This window comes from Cellulomonas sp. NPDC057328 (genome assembly GCF_042667215.1).
Classification (GTDB): Bacteria; Actinomycetota; Actinomycetes; order Actinomycetales; family Cellulomonadaceae; genus Cellulomonas.
In genome coordinates, this window is the sequence record NZ_JBHUZW010000075.1 from 1 (window position 1) to 18,439 (window position 18,439).

14 protein-coding genes are annotated in these 18,439 nt (G+C 76.7%); 9 read left to right on the forward strand and 5 right to left on the reverse strand.

Going from position 1 to position 18,439, the window contains the following annotated elements; translation table 11 throughout:
* Positions 1–29: 29 nt before the first annotated feature.
* Positions 30–1,019: a LacI family DNA-binding transcriptional regulator gene (locus tag ACFUMH_RS13235; RefSeq protein ID WP_378206110.1), complete on the reverse strand. Its 990-nt coding sequence runs from the start codon at positions 1,017–1,019 to the stop codon at positions 30–32.
* Between the two features lie 171 nt (positions 1,020–1,190).
* Between ACFUMH_RS13235 and ACFUMH_RS13240 the strand changes: the two genes are divergently transcribed.
* Both ACFUMH_RS13240 and ACFUMH_RS13245 read left to right on the forward strand, forming a co-directional pair.
* The gene (locus tag ACFUMH_RS13240) at positions 1,191–1,685 is read left to right on the forward strand and encodes a transporter substrate-binding domain-containing protein (RefSeq protein ID WP_378206151.1); all 495 of its coding nucleotides are present in this window, start codon (positions 1,191–1,193) and stop codon (positions 1,683–1,685) included.
* Positions 1,682–2,716 carry a cation diffusion facilitator family transporter gene (locus tag ACFUMH_RS13245; protein WP_378206114.1) on the forward strand — a complete coding sequence of 345 codons (1,035 nt, stop codon included), beginning with the start codon at positions 1,682–1,684 and terminating at the stop codon, positions 2,714–2,716. The genes ACFUMH_RS13240 and ACFUMH_RS13245 overlap by 4 nt, the downstream gene beginning before the upstream one ends.
* A 23-nt stretch (positions 2,717–2,739) precedes the next feature.
* Here the strand turns inward: ACFUMH_RS13245 and ACFUMH_RS13250 are convergent, their stop codons facing one another.
* Entirely contained in the window at positions 2,740–3,846 is a 1,107-nt protein-coding gene (locus ACFUMH_RS13250; protein WP_378206117.1) for a fatty acid desaturase family protein, read from the reverse strand.
* A 299-nt stretch (positions 3,847–4,145) separates the two neighbouring features.
* On the opposite strand from ACFUMH_RS13250, the gene ACFUMH_RS13255 reads away from it, so the two are divergent.
* The gene (locus ACFUMH_RS13255; protein WP_378206120.1) at positions 4,146–5,336 is read left to right on the forward strand and encodes a glutamate--cysteine ligase; all 1,191 of its coding nucleotides are present in this window, start codon (positions 4,146–4,148) and stop codon (positions 5,334–5,336) included.
* 79 nt (positions 5,337–5,415) lie between these two features.
* Here the strand turns inward: ACFUMH_RS13255 and ACFUMH_RS13260 are convergent, their stop codons facing one another.
* Together ACFUMH_RS13260 and ACFUMH_RS13265 are read right to left on the reverse strand one after the other, a co-directional pair.
* Positions 5,416–5,865, reverse strand: a complete 450-nt coding sequence (locus ACFUMH_RS13260; RefSeq protein WP_378206123.1) for an ATP-binding protein — start codon at positions 5,863–5,865, stop codon at positions 5,416–5,418.
* Between the two features lie 4 nt (positions 5,866–5,869).
* Positions 5,870–8,548, reverse strand: a complete 2,679-nt coding sequence (locus ACFUMH_RS13265; protein ID WP_378206126.1) for a SpoIIE family protein phosphatase — start codon at positions 8,546–8,548, stop codon at positions 5,870–5,872.
* Between the two features lie 188 nt (positions 8,549–8,736).
* Between ACFUMH_RS13265 and ACFUMH_RS13270 the strand changes: the two genes are divergently transcribed.
* The 4 genes from ACFUMH_RS13270 to ACFUMH_RS13285 all read left to right on the forward strand — a co-directional run bounded on the left by ACFUMH_RS13270 (position 8,737) and on the right by ACFUMH_RS13285 (position 14,186).
* On the forward strand, positions 8,737–9,582 hold the full coding sequence (locus ACFUMH_RS13270) for an NAD-dependent epimerase/dehydratase family protein (RefSeq protein WP_378206129.1): 846 nt from the start codon (positions 8,737–8,739) through the stop codon (positions 9,580–9,582).
* A gap of 88 nt (positions 9,583–9,670) precedes the next feature.
* Positions 9,671–12,067 carry a family 43 glycosylhydrolase gene (locus ACFUMH_RS13275; protein ID WP_378206132.1) on the forward strand — a complete coding sequence of 799 codons (2,397 nt, stop codon included), beginning with the start codon at positions 9,671–9,673 and terminating at the stop codon, positions 12,065–12,067.
* 104 nt (positions 12,068–12,171) lie between these two features.
* Positions 12,172–13,563, forward strand: coding sequence for a serine/threonine-protein kinase (locus ACFUMH_RS13280; protein ID WP_378206136.1), 1,392 nt, complete (start codon positions 12,172–12,174; stop codon positions 13,561–13,563).
* Positions 13,560–14,186 carry a hypothetical protein gene (locus ACFUMH_RS13285; protein ID WP_378206139.1) on the forward strand — a complete coding sequence of 209 codons (627 nt, stop codon included), beginning with the start codon at positions 13,560–13,562 and terminating at the stop codon, positions 14,184–14,186. The genes ACFUMH_RS13280 and ACFUMH_RS13285 overlap by 4 nt, the downstream gene beginning before the upstream one ends.
* On the opposite strand, the gene ACFUMH_RS13290 is transcribed toward ACFUMH_RS13285, so the two are convergent.
* Positions 14,183–16,384, reverse strand: a complete 2,202-nt coding sequence (locus tag ACFUMH_RS13290; RefSeq protein ID WP_378206142.1) for a SpoIIE family protein phosphatase — start codon at positions 16,382–16,384, stop codon at positions 14,183–14,185. The two genes, ACFUMH_RS13285 and ACFUMH_RS13290, sit on opposite strands and share 4 nt — an antisense overlap.
* A 116-nt stretch (positions 16,385–16,500) precedes the next feature.
* Between ACFUMH_RS13290 and ACFUMH_RS13295 the strand changes: the two genes are divergently transcribed.
* Both ACFUMH_RS13295 and ACFUMH_RS13300 read left to right on the forward strand, forming a co-directional pair.
* Positions 16,501–16,881, forward strand: a complete 381-nt coding sequence (locus ACFUMH_RS13295; RefSeq protein WP_378206145.1) for a VOC family protein — start codon at positions 16,501–16,503, stop codon at positions 16,879–16,881.
* Positions 16,882–17,035: 154 nt separating this feature from the next.
* Positions 17,036–18,427 carry a UTP--glucose-1-phosphate uridylyltransferase gene (locus ACFUMH_RS13300; RefSeq protein WP_378206148.1) on the forward strand — a complete coding sequence of 464 codons (1,392 nt, stop codon included), beginning with the start codon at positions 17,036–17,038 and terminating at the stop codon, positions 18,425–18,427.
* The last annotated feature ends 12 nt before the right edge of the window (positions 18,428–18,439 follow it).

Here is an 18,439-nt window from a genome sequence, read left to right on the forward strand (position 1 = left end):
GCCTCGCCGCGCCGCCCGGTGCCACCGGCTCAGGTCGTCTCGCGCACGACCAGGTGGATCGTCGCCTCGTCGTCGGGCTCGGGGACGCCCAGCTCCGGCCTCAGCCGGCGCAGCACGTGGCGTCCCAGCGCGACGCCGACGTCGTCGTTGTGCACGTGCACCGTCGTGAGCGCCGGGCTCACCAGACGCGCGAGCGGCAGGTCGTCCACGCCGACGACGGCCACGTCCGCGGGCGCGGACAGACCGGCCAGGCGCATGCCGGCGGACACGGCGAGCGCGACGTGGTCGTTGAACGCGCAGACGCCGGTCACGGGGTCGGCGCGGTCGCGCAGGCGGTCCACGGCACGCCGTGCGGCGTCGGCGTACAGCGGCGTCTCGACGACGAGCGGCGCGGGCAGCCCGTGGCGCGCGCACGCGTCGCGCACGCCCTCGATGCGGCCGGCCATGAGCTGCCCTGCCAGCGCGTCGTCCGTCGCGGCGTAGGCGAGGCGCCGGCGGCCGCGCGCGATGAGGTGCTCGGCCTGCATGCGCCCGATCTCGTCCTGCGGGATGCGCATGACGTGCCCGTCGATGCCGTCGAGCGACACGCCGACGACAGGCACGTCGCGCTCGGCGGCCGCGGCGACCTCGTCCGGGGAGAAGGCACCGATGTCCGCGACGGCGACCGGTGTCAGCGAGCGCAGCACCGCTCGCAGGTCGCGCCCGTCGCGCCGTTGGTAGACGGTCGTGTAGCCGTGCGGCTGGACCGTGCGCGCCAGGCCGCCCAGGATCGCGACGGTCGCGTCCCCGACCGGGACGTCGGCGACCACGACGAGCACGGTGTCGGTCCTGCCGGCGCGCAACGCGCGGGCGGCGGCGGACGGCGTGTACCCCAGCTCGGTCGCCGCGTCGCGCACCCGGGCGCGCGTGTCGGGGCTGATCGTCTGCCCCGGCGTGTCGTTGAGGACGTAGCTGACGGTGCTCTGGGAGACGCCCGCCCGGCGGGCGACGTCTCGTGAGGTCACACGAGCGCTGGACATCTGGTGCTCCTGTCACGCAGCAGCCCGCGTTCTGAGCCGGTGACACTGTGGCACGTTCATACCGGTATGTCGCGCCGGGCCGCGGGCGCGTCCGCCGGTGCACGGACGCGCCGGCGGCGGCCCCGGGTTGCGGCACGCGGGCAGCACGCTTCACTGAGCCCTGTGAGAGCGATGACGACGGCCCTGGTGAGCGGCGTGCTGGCGGTCGCCGTGGCGGGGTGCGGCGTCACCGTGCCGTCCGACCCCGACGGCACCCTCGATCGCGTGCGGGGCGGGCAGCTGCGGGTCGGCGTGACGCCGAACGCACCGTGGACCGAGCTGCCCGCCGGCGAGGACGGAGCGCCCGCGGGTCTGGAGGTGGACCTGGTCACGGGGTTCGCCGAGCACCTGGGCGCGGACGTCGACTGGGAGGTCGGCAGCGAGGAGGAGCTCGTGGGGGCCCTCGAGGACGGGGACGTCGACGTCGTCGTCGGGGGGCTGACCGCGCGCTCGCCGTGGGCGTCGCGGGCCGCCCTCACACGCCCGTACGTGACGGTGCCGGGGGAGCGCGGCGAGGAGGAGAACCACGTGATGGCGACGCGGACGGGGGAGAACGCGTTCCTCGTGGAGCTCGAGCGCTACCTGATCGCGCAGGACGTGCAGGCGAACCTCGGCGGCCTGCGGTGAGCGCCGCGTTCGGTGCCACGCAGCTGCCCGAGGAGCAGGAGCGCGCGCTGCGCCGGGCCGTGCGGCTGGCGTGGGGGACGCTGGGCTTCCTCGCCACGGCGATCGTCCTCATGTACGTCGTCATGGGCAGCTCGCAGGCGATGCGCACGGCGTGGGCCGAGGACCTGCTCTCCCTGATCCCGCCGGTCGCGTTCCTCGTCGCCGTGCGGGTCACGCGCCGCCGCCCGTCGCCGGGGCACCCCTACGGCTACCACCGCTCGGTGGGGGTGGGCCACCTCGTCGCGGGGACGGCGCTGCTGACGATGGGGTTGCTCCTGGTGTGGGAGTCGGCGTCGTCGCTGCTCGCGCAGGAGCACCCGCCCGTGGGCGTCATGGTGGTGCTCGGTCACCCCGTGTGGTCCGGGTGGCTGATGATCGCCGCGCTCGCCTACACCGCCGTGCCGCCCGTGCTGCTGGGTCGCGCCAAGCTGCCGCTCGCGCGGACGCTGCACGACCGGGTGCTGCACGCGGACGCGGACATGAACCGCGCCGACTGGATGACCGCCGTCGCCGGCATCGTCGGCGTGCTCGGCATCGGCGTGGGCCTGTGGTGGGCGGACTCCGCCGCGGCGCTCGTGATCTCGTCGTCGATCCTCAAGGACGGTGTGACCAACGTCCGCACCGCCGTGCGCGCCCTCATGGACGCGCGGGCGACCACCGTGGACGGCAGCGACGTCCACCCGCTGGTCGGGCGGGTCGAGGAGCACCTCGCCGCGGTCCCGTGGGTCCGGGAGGGCGGTGTGCGCCTGCGGGACGAGGGCCACGTGTTCCACGCCGAGTGCTTCGTGGTGCCCCGCGACGGCACGACGCCGTCGCTGCAGGCGCTCGCCGACCTCGGCGGGTCCGTGTCGGCCCTCGACTGGAAGTTGCGCGACGTCGTCGTGGTCCCGGTGCCCGAGCTGCCGGGCGAGCTCCTGCCCCAGGTCACCGGCGACGGGCCGCCGGACCGGAGCCGGGTCGGCGACGACAGGGCCGGGCACGACGCGGGCTGACCGCGACGTGCCCGGCACGCGCCTCAGCGCGCGACCCGCAGCTCCTGCACCAGCGGGCACTGGAACGGGTCGCGCGCCTTGAGCCCGACCTCGTTGAGGTAGCGCACGACGATGCCGTAGGAGCGCGCGAGCGTCGTCTCGGTGTAGGTGATGCCGCGCTCGGCGCAGAACTGCTTGACCATCGGCCGCACCTGGCGCAGCGCCGGGCTCGGCATGCTGGGGAACAGGTGGTGCTCGACCTGGTGGTTGAGGCCCCCCATGAACACGTCGACCCAGCGCCCGCCCGTGATGTTGCGGCTGAGCAGCACCTGGCGGCGCAGGAAGTCGATCTTCATCGACTCGGGGACCATCGGCATGCCCTTGTGGTTGGGCGCGAACGAGGCGCCCATGTAGACGCCGAACACGCCGAGCTGCACGCCGAGGAACGCGAACGCCATGCCGACGGGCAGCAGCCAGAACACGAGCGCGAGGTACCCGCCCAGGCGCAGCGTCACGAAGGCGATCTCGACGGGACGGCGCTTGACCGGGCCCCGTCCGAAGATCGTCTTGACGCCGGAGACGTGCAGGTTCAGGCCCTCGAGCAGCAGCAGCGGGAAGAAGAACCAGCCCTGCCGCTTGGCGAACCACGCCGCGAGGCCGGTGCGCGTCTTCGTCAGGTTCTCCGTGGTGAAGACCAGCACGCCGGGCTCGATGTCCGTGTCGACGCCGAGCGTGTTCGGCTTCGCGTGGTGCCGGCTGTGCTTGTGGTTCCACCAGCCGTAGCTCATGCCGGCGTACAGGTTGGCGATGACGAGGCTCGCCCAGTCGTTCCACTTGCCGGACTTGAAGATCTGGCGGTGGGCCGCGTCGTGGCCGAGGAACATGACCTGGCCCAGCACGACCGCGAGCGCGACGGCCACGAGGAGCTGCCACCACGTCGGCCCGAGCAGCACGAACGTCGTCACCAGGCCCACCAGCAGGAGGGTCAGCACCACGAACCGCGTCCAGTAGTGCGCGTAGCGGCGGCGCATGAACCCCGCCTCCTGCACCATCCGGGTCAGCTCCGTGAAGTCGCTGATGTGGCGGTCGCGGCGCGGGCGCCCGCTCCCGCCGCCGGCGGGTTCCGTGGCGATGTCGTGCGTGGTCGTCATGGGGCACCTTCGACGGGTCGGGGCTGGGCACGCGCGGTGCGTGCGGGCCGATCTTCGCAGACGCGGCTGTGCGCCGCAGGTGGGTGCACCCACCGGGCGCGCCGACCCCGGGGGGCGCGACGGCCGTCGGCGTGGTGCCGGTGCCGGTGGCCGCCACCACGTCGGCAGGCGCCGTGGCAGCGGGGAACCGGCGCGGCCGTTCGCCGGGCGCCGCCCGCGGGGCGCTGTGACGCTGGAGCCACGAGCGACGGTGTCCGGAGGTGGGCGCCTCGTCCCAGCGCCATCGGGAGCACCCGTCCATGTCCTTCGCCCCCACCCACCCGCGCACCCCGTCGGCGGCCGCCGTCCCGGCGTTCGCGGTGGCCGCGCCCGGCGTCCGCACCGTCGGCGTCGAGGAGGAGCTGCTCCTCGTGGACCCGCGCACCGGGCGCACCGTCGCGGCCGGCCCCGCCCTGGCCATGGCGCCGCGTCCCGGTGGCGTCGGTGCGTCGCCGGTCGCGCTCGAGGGCGTCGTCGTCCCGCTCGAGACCGAGCTCCAGCAGGAGCAGGTCGAGACCGCGACACCGCCGCGTACCTGCATGGCCGAGGTGACGGCCGACCTGCGGCGGCTGCGCCGTGCGGCGGACGCCGCCGCGCAGGACGTCGGCGCCCACGTGGCCGCCCTCGCGACCTACCCGCTGCCGGTGGCACCGGTCCTCACGCCCAACCCGCGCTACGAGGCCATCCGCGCGCAGATGGGGCTCACGTGCGCCGAGCAGCTCACCGGCGGCTGCCACGTGCACGTGGGCGTCGCCTCGGACGAGGAGGGCGTGGCGGTGCTCGACCGCATCCGGCCCTGGCTCCCCGTGCTCACCGCGGTCGCGACGAACTCCCCGTTCTGGCGCGGCGCCGACACCGGCTACGCGGGCTACCGCACGCAGGCCTGGTACCGCTGGCCCGGGACGGGGCCGTGCGACCCCTTCGGGTCCGCCGCCGGCTACCACGCGGCCGTGGCCGAGCTGCTCGCCACCGGGACCCTGCTCGACGAGGGGATGGTCTACTTCGACGCCCGCCTGTCGGCGCACTACCCGACGGTGGAGGTCCGGGTGCCCGACGTGTGCCTCGACGTCCAGGACACGGTCCTCGTCGCGGCGCTGACCCGCGCGCTCGTCGACACCGCGGCGGCCCGGTGGCGTGCCGGCGAGCCGATCCCGGCCGACCCGACGCCCGTGCTGCGGATGGCGGTCTGGCGCGCGAGCCGCTCGGGCCTCGAGGACGACCTCGTGCACCCGCGCACGCACCGACCGCGGCCGGCCGGCGAGGTGCTCGCGGCGCTCGTCGACGACGTGCGCGCGGCGCTCGACGCGAACGGCGACCTGCACCTCGTCGAACGGGGCGTCGAGCGCGTGCTGACGCACGGCACGGGTGCGCGGCACCAGCGCGCGGTCGCGCGCGCGAGCGGGCGCCTGGAGGACGTGGTGGCGGACGCGGCGGAGCGGACCCTCGCCTGACCGTCCGGCGCCGCGCGGCCGCCGCCCGCGGCGCCGCGACCGGCCGGGCGCGGACGGGCCCGGGGTGCGTGTGCGCACCTCAGCGCGGGGCGACGACCGCCCACACGTGCTTGGTCGTACGCGTCGCGTACCAGCCGACGTCGTCGGCGAGGCGGCGGGCGATCATCAGACCGAAGCCCCCGTCGCCCGGCGCACGGCTGCCCGCGACGACGGGCCGCGTCGCGGTGTCGTGGTCCGCGACGTCGAGGACGAACACCGTGCCGTCGGTGCGCAGCTCGATCTCGGCGGGGGCACGCCCGTGCCGCAGCGCGTTGGTCGCCAGCTCGGAGACCAGCAGGGCGACCTGGTCGGCGGTGCGGCGGGGCGCGCGCGAGCGCTCCACGTGCGCGGCCACGGCGTCGTGCACGGCGTGGCGCAGGCCGGTCAGGCCGGACAGGTCGTCCAGGCGCCAGCGGCCGAGCCGGCGCAGGCCGCGCGGCGGGCGGCTGCTGGGCAGCGCGTGGTCGAGCGTCGCTCGTCGGTCCGCCATCGCCTCACCCGTCCGCCGACGGACGGCGGTCCGGCGTGCCGCCGGTGGGCGCGTCGGGGAGCAGCGGCGAGGCGTCGGCCGCGAGGTCCGCCGGCGTGCGGCGCGGCCCGGCCTCGGCGGGGCGCGGCCGGTCCTCGGGGTGCGCGCGGACCGCGAGCAGCGCGACGTCGTCCTCGCTGCTCGACGCCAGGTCGGCGATGAGCCGGTCGCACAGCTCCTCGAGCGGCGACGCGGCGAGGGCCTCGGCGGCCGCGCGCAGGCGTTCGAGGCCGACGCTCAGCCGCTCGCCGCGACGCTCGACGAGCCCGTCGGTGTAGAGCAGCAGGGTGGACCCGGGGCGGATCTCCACCGTGTGGTCGTGCCGCTCGTTGTGCGCGCGCAGGCCGAGGAGCAGGTCGGCGGGGCGCGTGAGCAGCTCCGCCGTACCGTCCGGGTGCAGCAGGAGCGGCGGCAGGTGCCCGGCGTTCGACCAGCGCAGCAGGCGCAGGCCCTGCGCCGCGAGGTCTGCGGGCTGCTCGACCGTGGCGAGGATGCCCGTGCTGATCGCGCCGACGGCCAGGTCGTGGATCGCCCAGTCCAGCGACGCGAGGATCTGCGCGGGCGTGCGCACGACGGCGTGCGCGCCGCCGCGCAGCACGTTGCGGATCTGCGCCATCGACACGGCCGCGCGCAGGTCGTGGCCCGTGACGTCGCCGATGACGAGGCACGTGCGGCCGTCCCGCACGAGGAACGCGTCGTACCAGTCGCCGCCGATCTGCGCGCCGGTCGCCGCGGGCACGTAGCGCGCGACGAGGTGCAGGTGGTCCGGCTCCGGCAGCTCGGTGAGCAGGCTGCGTTGCAGCTCCTCGGCGAGGTCGCGGCGCGCGGCGTGCAGGTGCGCGTTGTCGAGCGCGAGCCCCACCTGCGCGCCGACCTCGCGCAGCGCGGTGAGGTCGGCCTCGGTGAACGGGCCGCGTGCCGCCGTGCGACCCAGCGTGAGCAGGCCGCGCGTGTGGCCGCGCCCCCGCAGCGGGAGCACGACGACGGCCTCGGGTGCGAGGCGCGTGAGCAGCTCGTGGGCCGGGCCCTCCTGCACGAGGTCGCCCGGTGCCGGCAGCCCGGTCCGCAGCGCCTGCGGACCGCCGGCCATCACCTGCGCGACGAGGGACGTGCGCGTCAGGGCGGGGACCCGGACCGCGCGGTAGTCGTCGAGGACCGGCTGCAGCCTCGGGTCGGCGTGCCGGGCGGCGACGTCGTGCAGCCGCTGCTGCCAGCCGCCGTGCCCCTCGTCCAGCAGGCTCGCGATCGCGAAGTCGGCGACGGCGGGCACGAGGTGGGGGAGGACGGCCTCGAGCGCCTGCACCGGGTCCAGCACCTCCACGAGCTCGGCGGCGACCGCCGCCAGCAGCTCCGAGCGCGCCCGTGCCTGCTGCGCCAGCTCGAGCGCACGGCGACGCTCGGTGACGTCGGTGAAGTACGCCGCCACGCCACCGCGCTCCGGCACGGCACGCACCTCGTACCAGGCGTCCAGCGGCGCCGGGTAGTACGCGTCGAACACGACGGGCTCGCCCGTCGCGGCCACGGCCCGGTAGCTGCTCTCGAAGTCCGTGCCCACGGCCGCAGGGAACAGCTCCCACACGTCGCCGCCGAGGAGGCGCTCGCGCGTGCTGCCGAGGATCCGCTCCGCCTCCGCGTTGACGTACCCGAAGCGCCAGCGCGGGTCGAGCCAGAAGTACGCGACCGTCATGTCCTCGAGGATCTGCTGGACGCGTTCCTCGCCCGCGCGCAGCGCCGTCGTGTCGGTCGTGACCCCGATGACCTGCTCGGCGCGTCCCGACGGTCCCGCCAGGGCGCGCCCGCGGGCGTTCAGCCAGCGCAGCGTGCCGTCGGGCCGCAGGACGCGGAACTCGGCCTCGTACACGCCGCACGCGGCGACGGCCGCGTCGAGCGCCGCGGAGACGGGGGCGACGTCGTCCGGGTGCAGGCGCGCGGTGAACGCGTCGATCGTGCCGCCGAACGACGCGCTGTCGTACGCGAAGACCTCGAGCAGCGACGCGTCCCAGTGCAGCGCGCCCGTCGCGAGGTCCCACTGGAACGTGCCGAGCCCGGCGGCGTGCGCCGCGGCGTCGAGCAGCGCGAGGCGGTCCACGCGCGCGTACTCGCGGTCGAGCGCGTCGACCTCCAGCTGCGTCGCCGCGGCACCGGCCAGGTGCTCGAGCGTCGCGACGTCCTGCGCCGTCCAGGCGCGCGGCGCCGGCTGGTAGACGCACAGCGCGCCGACCACGCGCCGGTCGTCGCCCCGCAGCGGGACGCCGAGGTAGGCACCGACGCGGCCGTCCGCCACGGCCGCGGAGGCCGCCACCCGGTCGTCGGCGGACACGTCGGCGACGACGAGCCGCTCGCCGACGGCACCGACGCGGGCGCAGAGCGACTCCTCGAGCGACGTGCGCGTCCCCACGCGGCCGGGGCGCGGGTCGACCGCGCCCACGACCACCCGCTCGTCGGTGAGCAGCGACACCTCCGCCGACGGGGTTCCCAGCAACCGCCCCGCGAGCTCGACGAGCGCCTGCAGCGCGCCGCCGCCCGCCTCCGCCCGCAGCATGCGCCGCGCCGCCGCCGTGCGGGCCACGTCGGCCGTCAGCCGCCGCGCCGCCGCGGTGTCCGCCGCCGACGCCTCGTGAGCGCCGGCCACCGGCTCCTGCATGTGCGTGTCTCCTCCACCGGACGTCGCCCGTCTCCCGCGCCGGTCGGCGCCCCGGGTGCGGCGCGCGTCGGTGCTCCCGTCCGTCGTGCCGCCGCACATCATCCCCCGGACAGGCGGGGGTGCGCGCCCGGCGGCGGGTGAGGTGTGCCCGCGCGCGGCCCGGCGCGCCGCACGTGATGATGCGAGACATGCGCATCGCCGTCACCGGGGGATCCGGCAAGCTGGGCAGGACCGTCGTCGCCACGCTGCGCGAGGCCGGCCACGCCGTCACCAACCTCGACGTCGTGGGGGAGCGTGGTCCCGGCTTCGTCCGCGTCGACCTCACCGACCACGGGCAGGCGCTCGACGCCCTGGCCGGCGTCGACGACCAGCACGACGGCCTCGACGCGGTCGTGCACCTCGCGGCGATCCCGGCACCCGGGATGCTGCCCGACGCGGAGACGTTCCGCGTGAACGTCCTGTCGACCTACCACGTGCTGCAGGCGGCGCGACGCCTGGGCGTCAGCACGGTCGTCCTGGCCTCGAGCGAGACCGTGCTCGGCCTGCCGTTCGAGACGCCGCCGCCGTACGTCCCCGTCGACGAGGAGTACCCGGGGCGCCCGGAGACGGCGTACTCGCTGAGCAAGCTGCTGGGCGAGACCATGGCCGACCAGATGACGCGCTGGGACCCCGCACTGCGGATCGTGTCGCTGCGGTTCTCCAACGTCATGGACCCCGAGGACTACGCGCAGTTCCCGTCCTTCGACGCCGACGCGACGCAGCGGCGCTGGAACCTGTGGGGCTACATCGACGCGCGCGACGGCGCGACGGCGGTGCAGCGGGCGCTGGAGGTCACCACGCCCGGCCACCACGTCTACGTCATCGCCTCGCCCGACACCGTGATGCGCCGGCCCAACGCGGAGCTGCTCGCGGAACAGTTCCCCGACGTGCCCGTCCGTGGGGACGTCGGCGAGCACGACACGCTGCTGTCCATCGCGAAGGCGCGGCGCGAGCTCGGCTGGGAGCCGCGGCACAGCTGGCGCGACGAGGTCTGACGCGCCGGCGGCGCGTCGAGGGGTGGCGTCCGCGGCGCCGGAGGCGTAGAGAGGGACGACCACCCCGCCTCGAGGTCAGGACGCTGCGATGGAGCAGAGCACCCGACGTCCCCCGCTGCGCCGCGCCGTCGTCGCCGCGCTCGCCCTGGGCCTGCTGGCCGGTGGCCCGCCCGCCGCCGCGGCGCCCGACCGGCACGGCGGCCCGCGCCCCGCGCCCGGCCCGACGACGTACACGAATCCCGCGAGCGCCGGCGTCGCCGACACGTACGCCGACCCGGCGGTCGTGCGCGGGCAGGACGGCTGGTGGTACGCGTACGGCACGACCGACCCGCTCCGCGAGGGCGAGGGCGTGCGGCACCTGCTGCCGATCTCGCGCTCGCGCGACCTCGTCGCGTGGGAGTACGTCGGCGACGCCTTCATGGAGGGCACCCTCCCGGCGTGGGCCGACACGCACCCAGACCGGCGCGCCGCGCTGTGGGCGCCCGACGTCCGGTACGTCGACGGCGAGTACCGCCTGTACTACGTCGTCACGCAGACGACGGTGACGGCCGGGGCGAACGACAGCGCGATCGGTGTCGCGACGGCGCCCACGCCCACGGGACCGTGGACCGACGCGGGGGACCCCGTGGTCGACCCGCGCCCCGGCGCCGGCGGACCCGACGACTTCCTGTGGACCTTCGACCCGCACCACGTGGCGACGCCCGACGGCCGCGAGCACCTGTTCCACGGCTCCTACTACGGCGGCATCTGGGTCACCGAGCTCGACGAGACGGGCACCGAGGCCGTCGGCGCGCCCGTGCAGGTCACGATCGACAACAAGTACGAGGGCGCGTACGTCGTGCACCGCGACGGGTTCTGGTACCTCTTCGCGTCGTCGGCGAACTGCTGCGCCGGGCCGACGACGGGGTACGCCGTCCACGTCGGCCGGTCCGCGTCGCTCACCGGCCCGTACGTCGACCGCGAGGGCGTCCCGCTGCTGGAGTCCCGCGCCGGCGGCACGCCGGTGCTCGCGCCGAACGGCAACCGGTGGGTCGGCACGGGGCACAACGCCGTCGCGACCGACCTGTCCGGCCAGGACTGGATCGTCTACCACGCGATCGACCGCGAGGACCCCTACCTGGACGGCACCGACGGCATCAACGAGCGCCCCATGCTGATCGACCGCCTCGACTGGGTCGACGGCTGGCCCGTCGTCCGCGGCGGCGCCGGCGCGTCGCAGGACGCGCAGCCCGGCCCCACCACGGGCGGGCGCCTCGTCACCGGGTTCGAGCGCGGGATCCGCGACCCGTGGCGCGGGGAGGCGTGGCGCACCGTCACCGGCGACCCGCAGGGCGGCCCGCACGCGCTCGCCCGGCGTCCGGGCGCGCTCGTCACGCGGCAGGCCCTCGCCGGGCCGGTGCGCGTCGAGGCCGACGTGCGCCTCGACGCGGGCGCCGCGGGCGGGGTGGTCGCCGGGGCGGACGCCGGCAGGTCCGGCGGCCGGCACGACGGCCTCGACGCGGCGACCGGTACGGACGACGGCGTCGACCGCGGGCGCGGCGGTTGGCGCGACCCGGCGGTGACCGCGGTCGTCGACCCCGCCGCCGGCGTGCTGCGCCTGCGCAGCGGCCGCACCGAGGCCACGGCGCCCCTGCCGCCCGGCGTCGACTGGACCACGTGGCACGCGCTCGTCCTCGAGGTGGACGGTCGCGGGGCGCGCGCCGAGCTGAGCCACGCCCGCCTCGGCGACCCGTTCGCCGTCGCGACGCTCGACCTCGCGCGGCGCACGCGGGGCGGCGCCGCCGGCGCGGTCGCGCTCACCCCCGGCGTGCACGTCGACGACCTCAGCGCCGTGCCGCTCGCGTCCCCGCCGCCCGCACCGCAGCCGCTGCCCGCCCCGGGGACGCTCGTCGACGACGTCACCTTCGACGACGGCACCGGCGCCGGCTGGACCGCCGTGCGCGACCCCCGGGTCACCACCGCGGACGGCGACCTCGTCTGGCCGGTCGAGCAGGCCGACCTCGTCGGCCCCGGCGGCACCGCGGGACTCCTCCTGCGCGACGTGCCCGCCGGCGACTGGACCGCCGAGACGGTCGTCCGTGTCGACCTCGGCGAGGACACGATCCGCAACTACCAGCAGGCAGGCCTCGTCGTGCACGCCGACGACGACCTGTTCGCCCGGCTCTCGCACGTCGCGATCTGGAACACCCGGCAGACCGAGTTCGGGCACGAGCGCGTCTACGCCGGCCGCACGCAGTACGGCGGCACCATCGTCGGCCCGCCCGCGGAGCGCACCTGGCTGCGCCTCGTGCACCGCACCGACGACGCCGGCGAGCACGACGTGCGCGCCCTCACGAGCACCGACGGCCGCACGTGGGTCGCGGGCGGGGTGTGGACGTTCCCCGCCGGCACCGACCTGCGCGTCGGCCTCGCCGCGCACGGCTGGAACGGCACCGATCCGCGCGCGGTCGCGCGCTTCGAGCACCTGCGCATCTGGCAGGACTGACGCCGCCGGCGCGCCGCCCCGACGCCGCCCGGAACCCTGGGCCGCACGGGGGATCACCCCCGCACGGCGTGCCGTCCCCCCGCGTGTCGCCTACCGTCGGAGGAATGTTGGACGGTGCGTCAGGTCGGTCGCGCGCCCCGGCGACCCCCGGTGCGGCCGACGGGACGGCCGAACCCGTCGTCCTCGCGCACCGCTACCGGCTGCAGGAGGTGATCGGCCGCGGCGGCTCCGGCACCGTCCACCGGGCCCTCGACCAGCTGCTCGGCCGCGACGTCGCCGTCAAGGTCCTGCCCGCCGTCCCGCGCGGCAGCGACGAGCTCCTGCGGCACGAGGCGGAGATCGCCGTCCTCGCGCGGCTGCGCCACCACGGCCTCGTCCGGCTCTTCGACGCCGAGTCCCTCCCCGTCGGCGAGGACCTCGTCCAGGCCTACCTCGTCATGGAGATCGTCCGCGGGCCCAGCCTGGGCGAGCGCCTGCGCACCGGACCGCTGACCGTGCGCCAGACCGCCGCCGTCGGGCGCGCCGCGGCGGACGCGCTCGCGGTGGTGCACGCCCAGGGGATCGTGCACCGCGACGTGAAGCCGGGCAACGTGCTGCTCGTCGACGACGACTGCCTCGACGAGCCCGACGACGTGCACGAGTGGCTGCCCGCCCGGCTCGTCGACTTCGGCATCGCCCGCCTGTCGGCGGCCACCCGCCTCACCGCCACGGGCACCGTCCTCGGCACCGTCGCGTACCTCAGCCCCGAGCAGGCGGTGGGCGGCGAGATCGGCGCCCCCGCCGACGTGTACGCGCTCGGGCTCGTGCTGCTCGAGGCGGTCACGGGCCGGCGTGCCTTCACGGGCACGACCGCGGAGGTGGCGGCCGCGCGCCTCACGCGCGACCCCGACGTGCCGCGCGACCTCGACCCGCGGCTGCGGGCCGTGCTCCAGGCGATGACGCGGCGCCGGCCCGAGGACCGTCCGCCGGCCGCCGAGGTGGCGCACGAGCTGCTCGACCTGCTCGACGGCGTGCCGTGGGACGAGAGCACGCAGCCGACGCCCTCCGCGCCGCCCGCGGCCGGTGACGCAGGGTCGGACGTCCCGGTGGACGAGGAGCCCACCGTCGCCGCACCGGTCGTCGTACCCGTGCCGGCGGCCGAGGGCCCCACACCGGCCGAGCTGCTCGCCGCCGAGGCGCTCGCACCCGACCCCGCCACCGACCCTGCAACCGACCCTGCGACCGACGCCGCGCCCGCGCCGCACCTCCGGCCGCGCACGGCCGCGGCCACGGTCAGCGGTGCGCCGACGCGTCCGACGAGCACCCGCCCGGGCACGCGCTCACGCCGCCGCCGCGCCGCCGTCGGTGCCGCAGCGGCGCTGCTGGTGCTGGGCGGCGGGGCGGCCGTCGTGCAGGGGCTGCGCCCCGCAGCCCCGCCCGAGCCGCCGACCTACCCGGTCGTGGACGGCGCCCTGGGCGACGCCCTCGTCGAGCTGCAGCGGAGCGTGGAGCCGTGACCGCCCGCCGCCCGCGTCAGGCGCTCGCGCGTGCCCTCGCCGCCCTCGTGCTCACGTGCGCCGTGCTCGCGGGGTGCGCCCAGCCCGACCTCGACGCGGACCGCGCCCGCGTGCTCCAGGGCGACGTCCTCGCCGTCACGCAGGCGGTCGCCGAGGGACGGCTCGACGCGGCCGCCGTCCTCCTGGACCAGGTGCGCCGCGCCGCCGACGACGCGCACGAGGCGGGCGACGTCTCGGACGCCCGCCACGCGACGGTCACGGCCGCGCTCGACGACGTCGCGGCCCAGCTCGAGGCCGGCCTCGCGGCGCAGGCGGCGGCCGCGCACGCGCAGGCCGTCGCGGAGCAGGACGCCGCCGTCGCGGCCGCTGTGGCGCAGGCCGAGGCGGACGCCGCCGCGCGGGAGGCGGCCGCCCGGGAGGCCGCCGCGCGGGAGGCGGCAGCGCAGGGCCCCGGCACCGTGCGCGCACCCGCCCCGGGCGGTGGCCAGGCGCCGCCCGAGCAGGTGCGCGAGCAGCAGAAGGAGGCCGAGAAGGCGGTGGAGAAGGCGGCCGAGAAGGCGCGGGAGGCGGCGAAGGAGGCCGCGAAGGAGGCGGCCAAGGAGGCCGGCAAGGGCGAGGGCTAGTCCGGCGTCGTGCCGTCTCCCAGCACGAGGTCGGCGCGTGCCGCGAGGTCGTCCGGAAGCACCTCCGGACCCGCCTCCCGCGGCCGCGGACGGTCCTCCGGGTGGGCGCGCACCGCGAGGATCGCGACGTCGTCCTCGCTGCCCGCGGCCAGCTCGTCGACGAGCCGGTCGCACAGCTCCTGCAACGGCAGGCCGGCGAGGCCCTCCACGTGGGCGCGGAGCCGCTCGAGCCCGGCGCTGAGCCGCTCGCCCCGCCGCTCGACGAGGCCGTCCGTGTAGAGCAGCACCGTCGCGCCGGGTCGCAGGACGAGCGCGTGGTCGCGCCGCTCGGTGTGCGCCCGCAGCCCGAGGAGCATGTCCGGCGGGCGGCGCAGCAGCTCGGCGGTGCCGTCCGGGTGCAGCAGCAGCGGCGGCAGGTGCCCCGCGTTCGCCCAGCGCAGCAGGCGCAGGCCGTGCGCCGCGAGGTCCGCCGGTCTCTCGATCCTCGCGAGCACGGCCGTGCTCATGGCGCCGACGGCGAGGTCGTGCATGGCCCAGTCGAGGGCCGAGAGGACCGCGGCGGGCGGCTGCACCACCGCGTGCGCCCCGCCGCGCAGCAGGTTGCGGATCTGCGCCATGGACACGGCCGCGCGCAGGTCGTGCCCGGTGACGTCGCCGATGACGAGGCTCGTGCTGCCGTCGCGCACGAGGAACGCGTCGTACCAGTCCCCGCCGATCTGGGCGGCGGTCGCCGCGGGCAGGTACCGTGCGGCGAGCTCGAGGTGGTCCGGCTCGGGCAGCTCGGTGAGCAGGCTGCGCTGCAGCTCCTCGGCGAGGTCTCGGCGTGCGGCGTGCAGGTGCGCGTTGTCGAGCGCGAGGCCGATCTGCGCCATGACCTCGCGCAGCGCCCGCAGCTCGGCGCCCGTGAACGCGCCGCGGGCGGTGCCCCGGCCCAGCGTCAGCAGCCCCCGCACGTGCCCGCGCCCCCGCAGCGGGACGACGACGCGCGCGTGCGGCGCGAGGCGCGTCAGCGCGTCCTGCGCCGGACCCTCGGTGACGACCTCGCCCGCCAGAGGGACGCCGGTCGCGAGGACGCGGCGCCCACCGGCGAGCGCCTGGGCGACGAGCGAGGTGCTGGTCAGGGCGGCCACGCGCGTGGCGCGGTACTCGTCGAGCACCGGCTGCATCGCGGGGTCGGCGTGCAGCGCCGCGACGTCGTGCAGCCGCTGCTGCCACGTCCCGTGGCCCTCGTCGAGGACGCTCGCGATGGCGAAGTCCGCGACGGCGGGTACGAGGTGCGGCAGCACGGCCTCGAGCGCCGCCACGGGGTCGAGGATCTCGACCAGGGCGCCCGCCACCGCCGCGACGATCTCGGACCGCGAACGCGCCTGCTCCGCCAGCTCGAGCGCCCGCCGCCGCTCGGTCACGTCGGTGAAGTACGCCGCGACGCCCCCGCGCTCCGGCACCGCCCGGACCTCGAACCACGCCTCCAGCGGCGCCGGGTACCAGGCGTCGAACACCGCGGGCGCGCCCGTGCGGGCGACCTGCCGGTACTCGCGCTCGAACGGCGTCCCCACGACGTCGGGGAAGAGCTCCCAGAGGACCCGCCCGAGCAGCCGCCCGCGGTGCACGCCGAAGATCCGCTCGGCCTCCGCGTTGACGTACCCGAACCGCCAGTCGGGGTCGAGCCAGCAGTACCCGACGGTCATGTCCTCGAGGATCTGCTGGACGCGCTCCTCGCCCACGCGCAGCGCCGTGGTGTCGGAGGTGACGCCGACGACGTGGTCCGCGCCGCCGTCGGCGCCGGCCACCGCGCGGCCACGGACGACGAGCCAGCGGGTGGCGCCGTCGGGCCGGTGCACGCGGAACTCCGCCTGGTACGTCCCGCACGTGGCCACGGCGGCCCGCAGCGTGTGCCTCAGGTGGGGCAGGTCCTGCGGGTCGATGCGGGCCTCGAGCGCCGCCATGGTCCCGGCGAACGTGCGCGCGTCGAGCCCGAAGGTCTCGAGCAGGCCGGGGTCCCACCTGAGCGTGCGCGTGCCCAGGTCCCACCGGAACGTCCCGAGACCCCCTGCTCGCGCGGCGACGTCGAGGAGCTCGCGCCGTTCGTCGTCGCCGAGCGGCGCGTCACGGACGCCCGCGCCGGCGCCGTCCGGGGCGTCGTCGCCCGGGGACGGGTCGTCCGTCGCGGCCCGTCGGCCGCCGCCCGGCACGTGCATGGACCCCCCTCGCCGACGGGACCGTTCCCGCCGTGCTCCGATCCTGCCCCCGCGGGCCCCCCTCGCGCACGGGCCGACCGCGCCGGGGTGTCGGCGGGTGCGTGCACGATGACGCCATGAGCACCCGCGCGCACGGCGTCCACCACACCATCGACTACGTGGAGATCCCCGTCACGGACCTCGCCACGGCCCGCGCCTTCTACGGCGCGGCGTTCGGCTGGTCGTTCGTCCCGTACGGCGACGGGTACGCCGGCATCCGCACGGCCGCGGAGGCGGACGGCGAGGAGGCCGGCGGGCTGGCGCTCGTCGAGGCCGCGGGACCGCGGGCCGGGGGACCGCTGGTCCTGGTGTACTCCGACGACCTCGACGCGACCCTGGTCGCCGTGGAGGCCGCCGGCGGTCGCGTCGTGCAGGGCCCGTACGCGTTCCCCGGCGGCCGCCGCTTCCACCTCCTCGACCCCACCGGGAACGAGCTCGGGGTGTGGTCGCCGGCCTGACCGCCCGCCCGCCTGCGGGTCGGCACGGCGCGGACGGGCCGTCCACCTACGTCCCGCGACGGCGAGGCGTCGAGCCGTGGGACCGGAGGTGACCGGACGGTGCTGTGTCCGGTGTCACCGCCCCTGGGCGCGCGCGGGTCCCTATTGTCGGAACATGAGCGCCGACGGACTCGCCCTGGCCCAGCAGAAGATGCGCGACGCGGGGGTTCCCGGCACCGCGGTCGACGTCTTCACCCGCTTCTACGGACTCCTCGAGTCGGGCACCACCGGCCTGATCCCCGAGGCCGACGTCGCCCCGCTGGGCGACGTCCCGCACCTCGACCGCCTGGACGTCGACGCCGCCGCGGGCGCCGAGGCGCTCGCCGCGACCGTGGTCCTCAAGCTCAACGGCGGCCTCGGCACGTCGATGGGCATGGACCGCGCCAAGTCGCTGCTGCCCGTGCGCGGCGACCGCACGTTCCTCGACGTCATCGCCGAGCAGGTGCTCGCGGCGCGCGCGGCGACCGGTGCGCGTCTGCCGCTCGTGCTCATGAACAGCTTCCGCACGCGCGACGACAGCCTCGCGGCGCTGGCGGCCCACCCGGAGCTCGCCGTCGACGGCGTCCCGCTCGACTTCCTGCAGAACCGCGAGCCGAAGCTGCGCGCCGACGACCTCACGCCCGTCGCCTGGCCGGCCGACCCGTCGCTCGAGTGGTGCCCGCCGGGCCACGGCGACCTCTACACCGCGCTGCGCGCGTCCGGCGTCCTGGACGCCCTCCTCGAGGCGGGCTTCCGGTACGCCGCCGTCTCGAACTCCGACAACCTCGGCGCGACCCCCGACGCCCGCATCGCCGGGTGGTTCGCGTCGACGGGCGCGCCGTTCGCCGCCGAGGTCGCGCGCCGCACCCCGGCGGACCGCAAGGGCGGCCACCTCGTCGTCCGGAAGGCCGACGGCCGGCTGGTGCTGCGGGAGTCCGCGCAGACGCCGAAGGAGGACGCCGAGGCGGCCGGCGACATCGCCACGCACCGGTACTTCAACACCAACAACCTCTGGCTCGACCTGCGCGCGCTCGCCGCCGAGCTGGACCGCACCGGCGGCGTCCTCGACCTGCCGCTGATCCGCAACGAGAAGACCGTCGACCCGACCGACAGGACGTCGACGAAGGTCGTGCAGATCGAGTCCGCGATGGGTGCCGCGATCGAGGTGTTCGACGGCGCCGCGGTGCTCGAGGTCGGGCGCGAGCGGTTCCTGCCGGTCAAGACGACCAACGACCTGCTGGTGCTGCGCTCGGACGTGTACGACGTCGACGACGCGCACCGCCTCGTCGCGCAGGTCGACGCGCCGTTCGTGGAGCTCGACCCCGAGCACTACGCCACCGTCGCCGCGTTCGACCGGCGCGTCGCGCACGTGCCGTCCCTGCGCGCGGCCACGTCGCTGCGCGTGCGCGGCGACTGGACGTTCGCGCCCGACGTGCGCGTCGTCGGCGACGCCGTCCTGGAGGCGGCGGACGGCGCCGCCACGGTGCCCGCCGGTGCGACGGTCGGCCCGGAGGGCGTCACCGCCTGAGCCGGTCGGCGG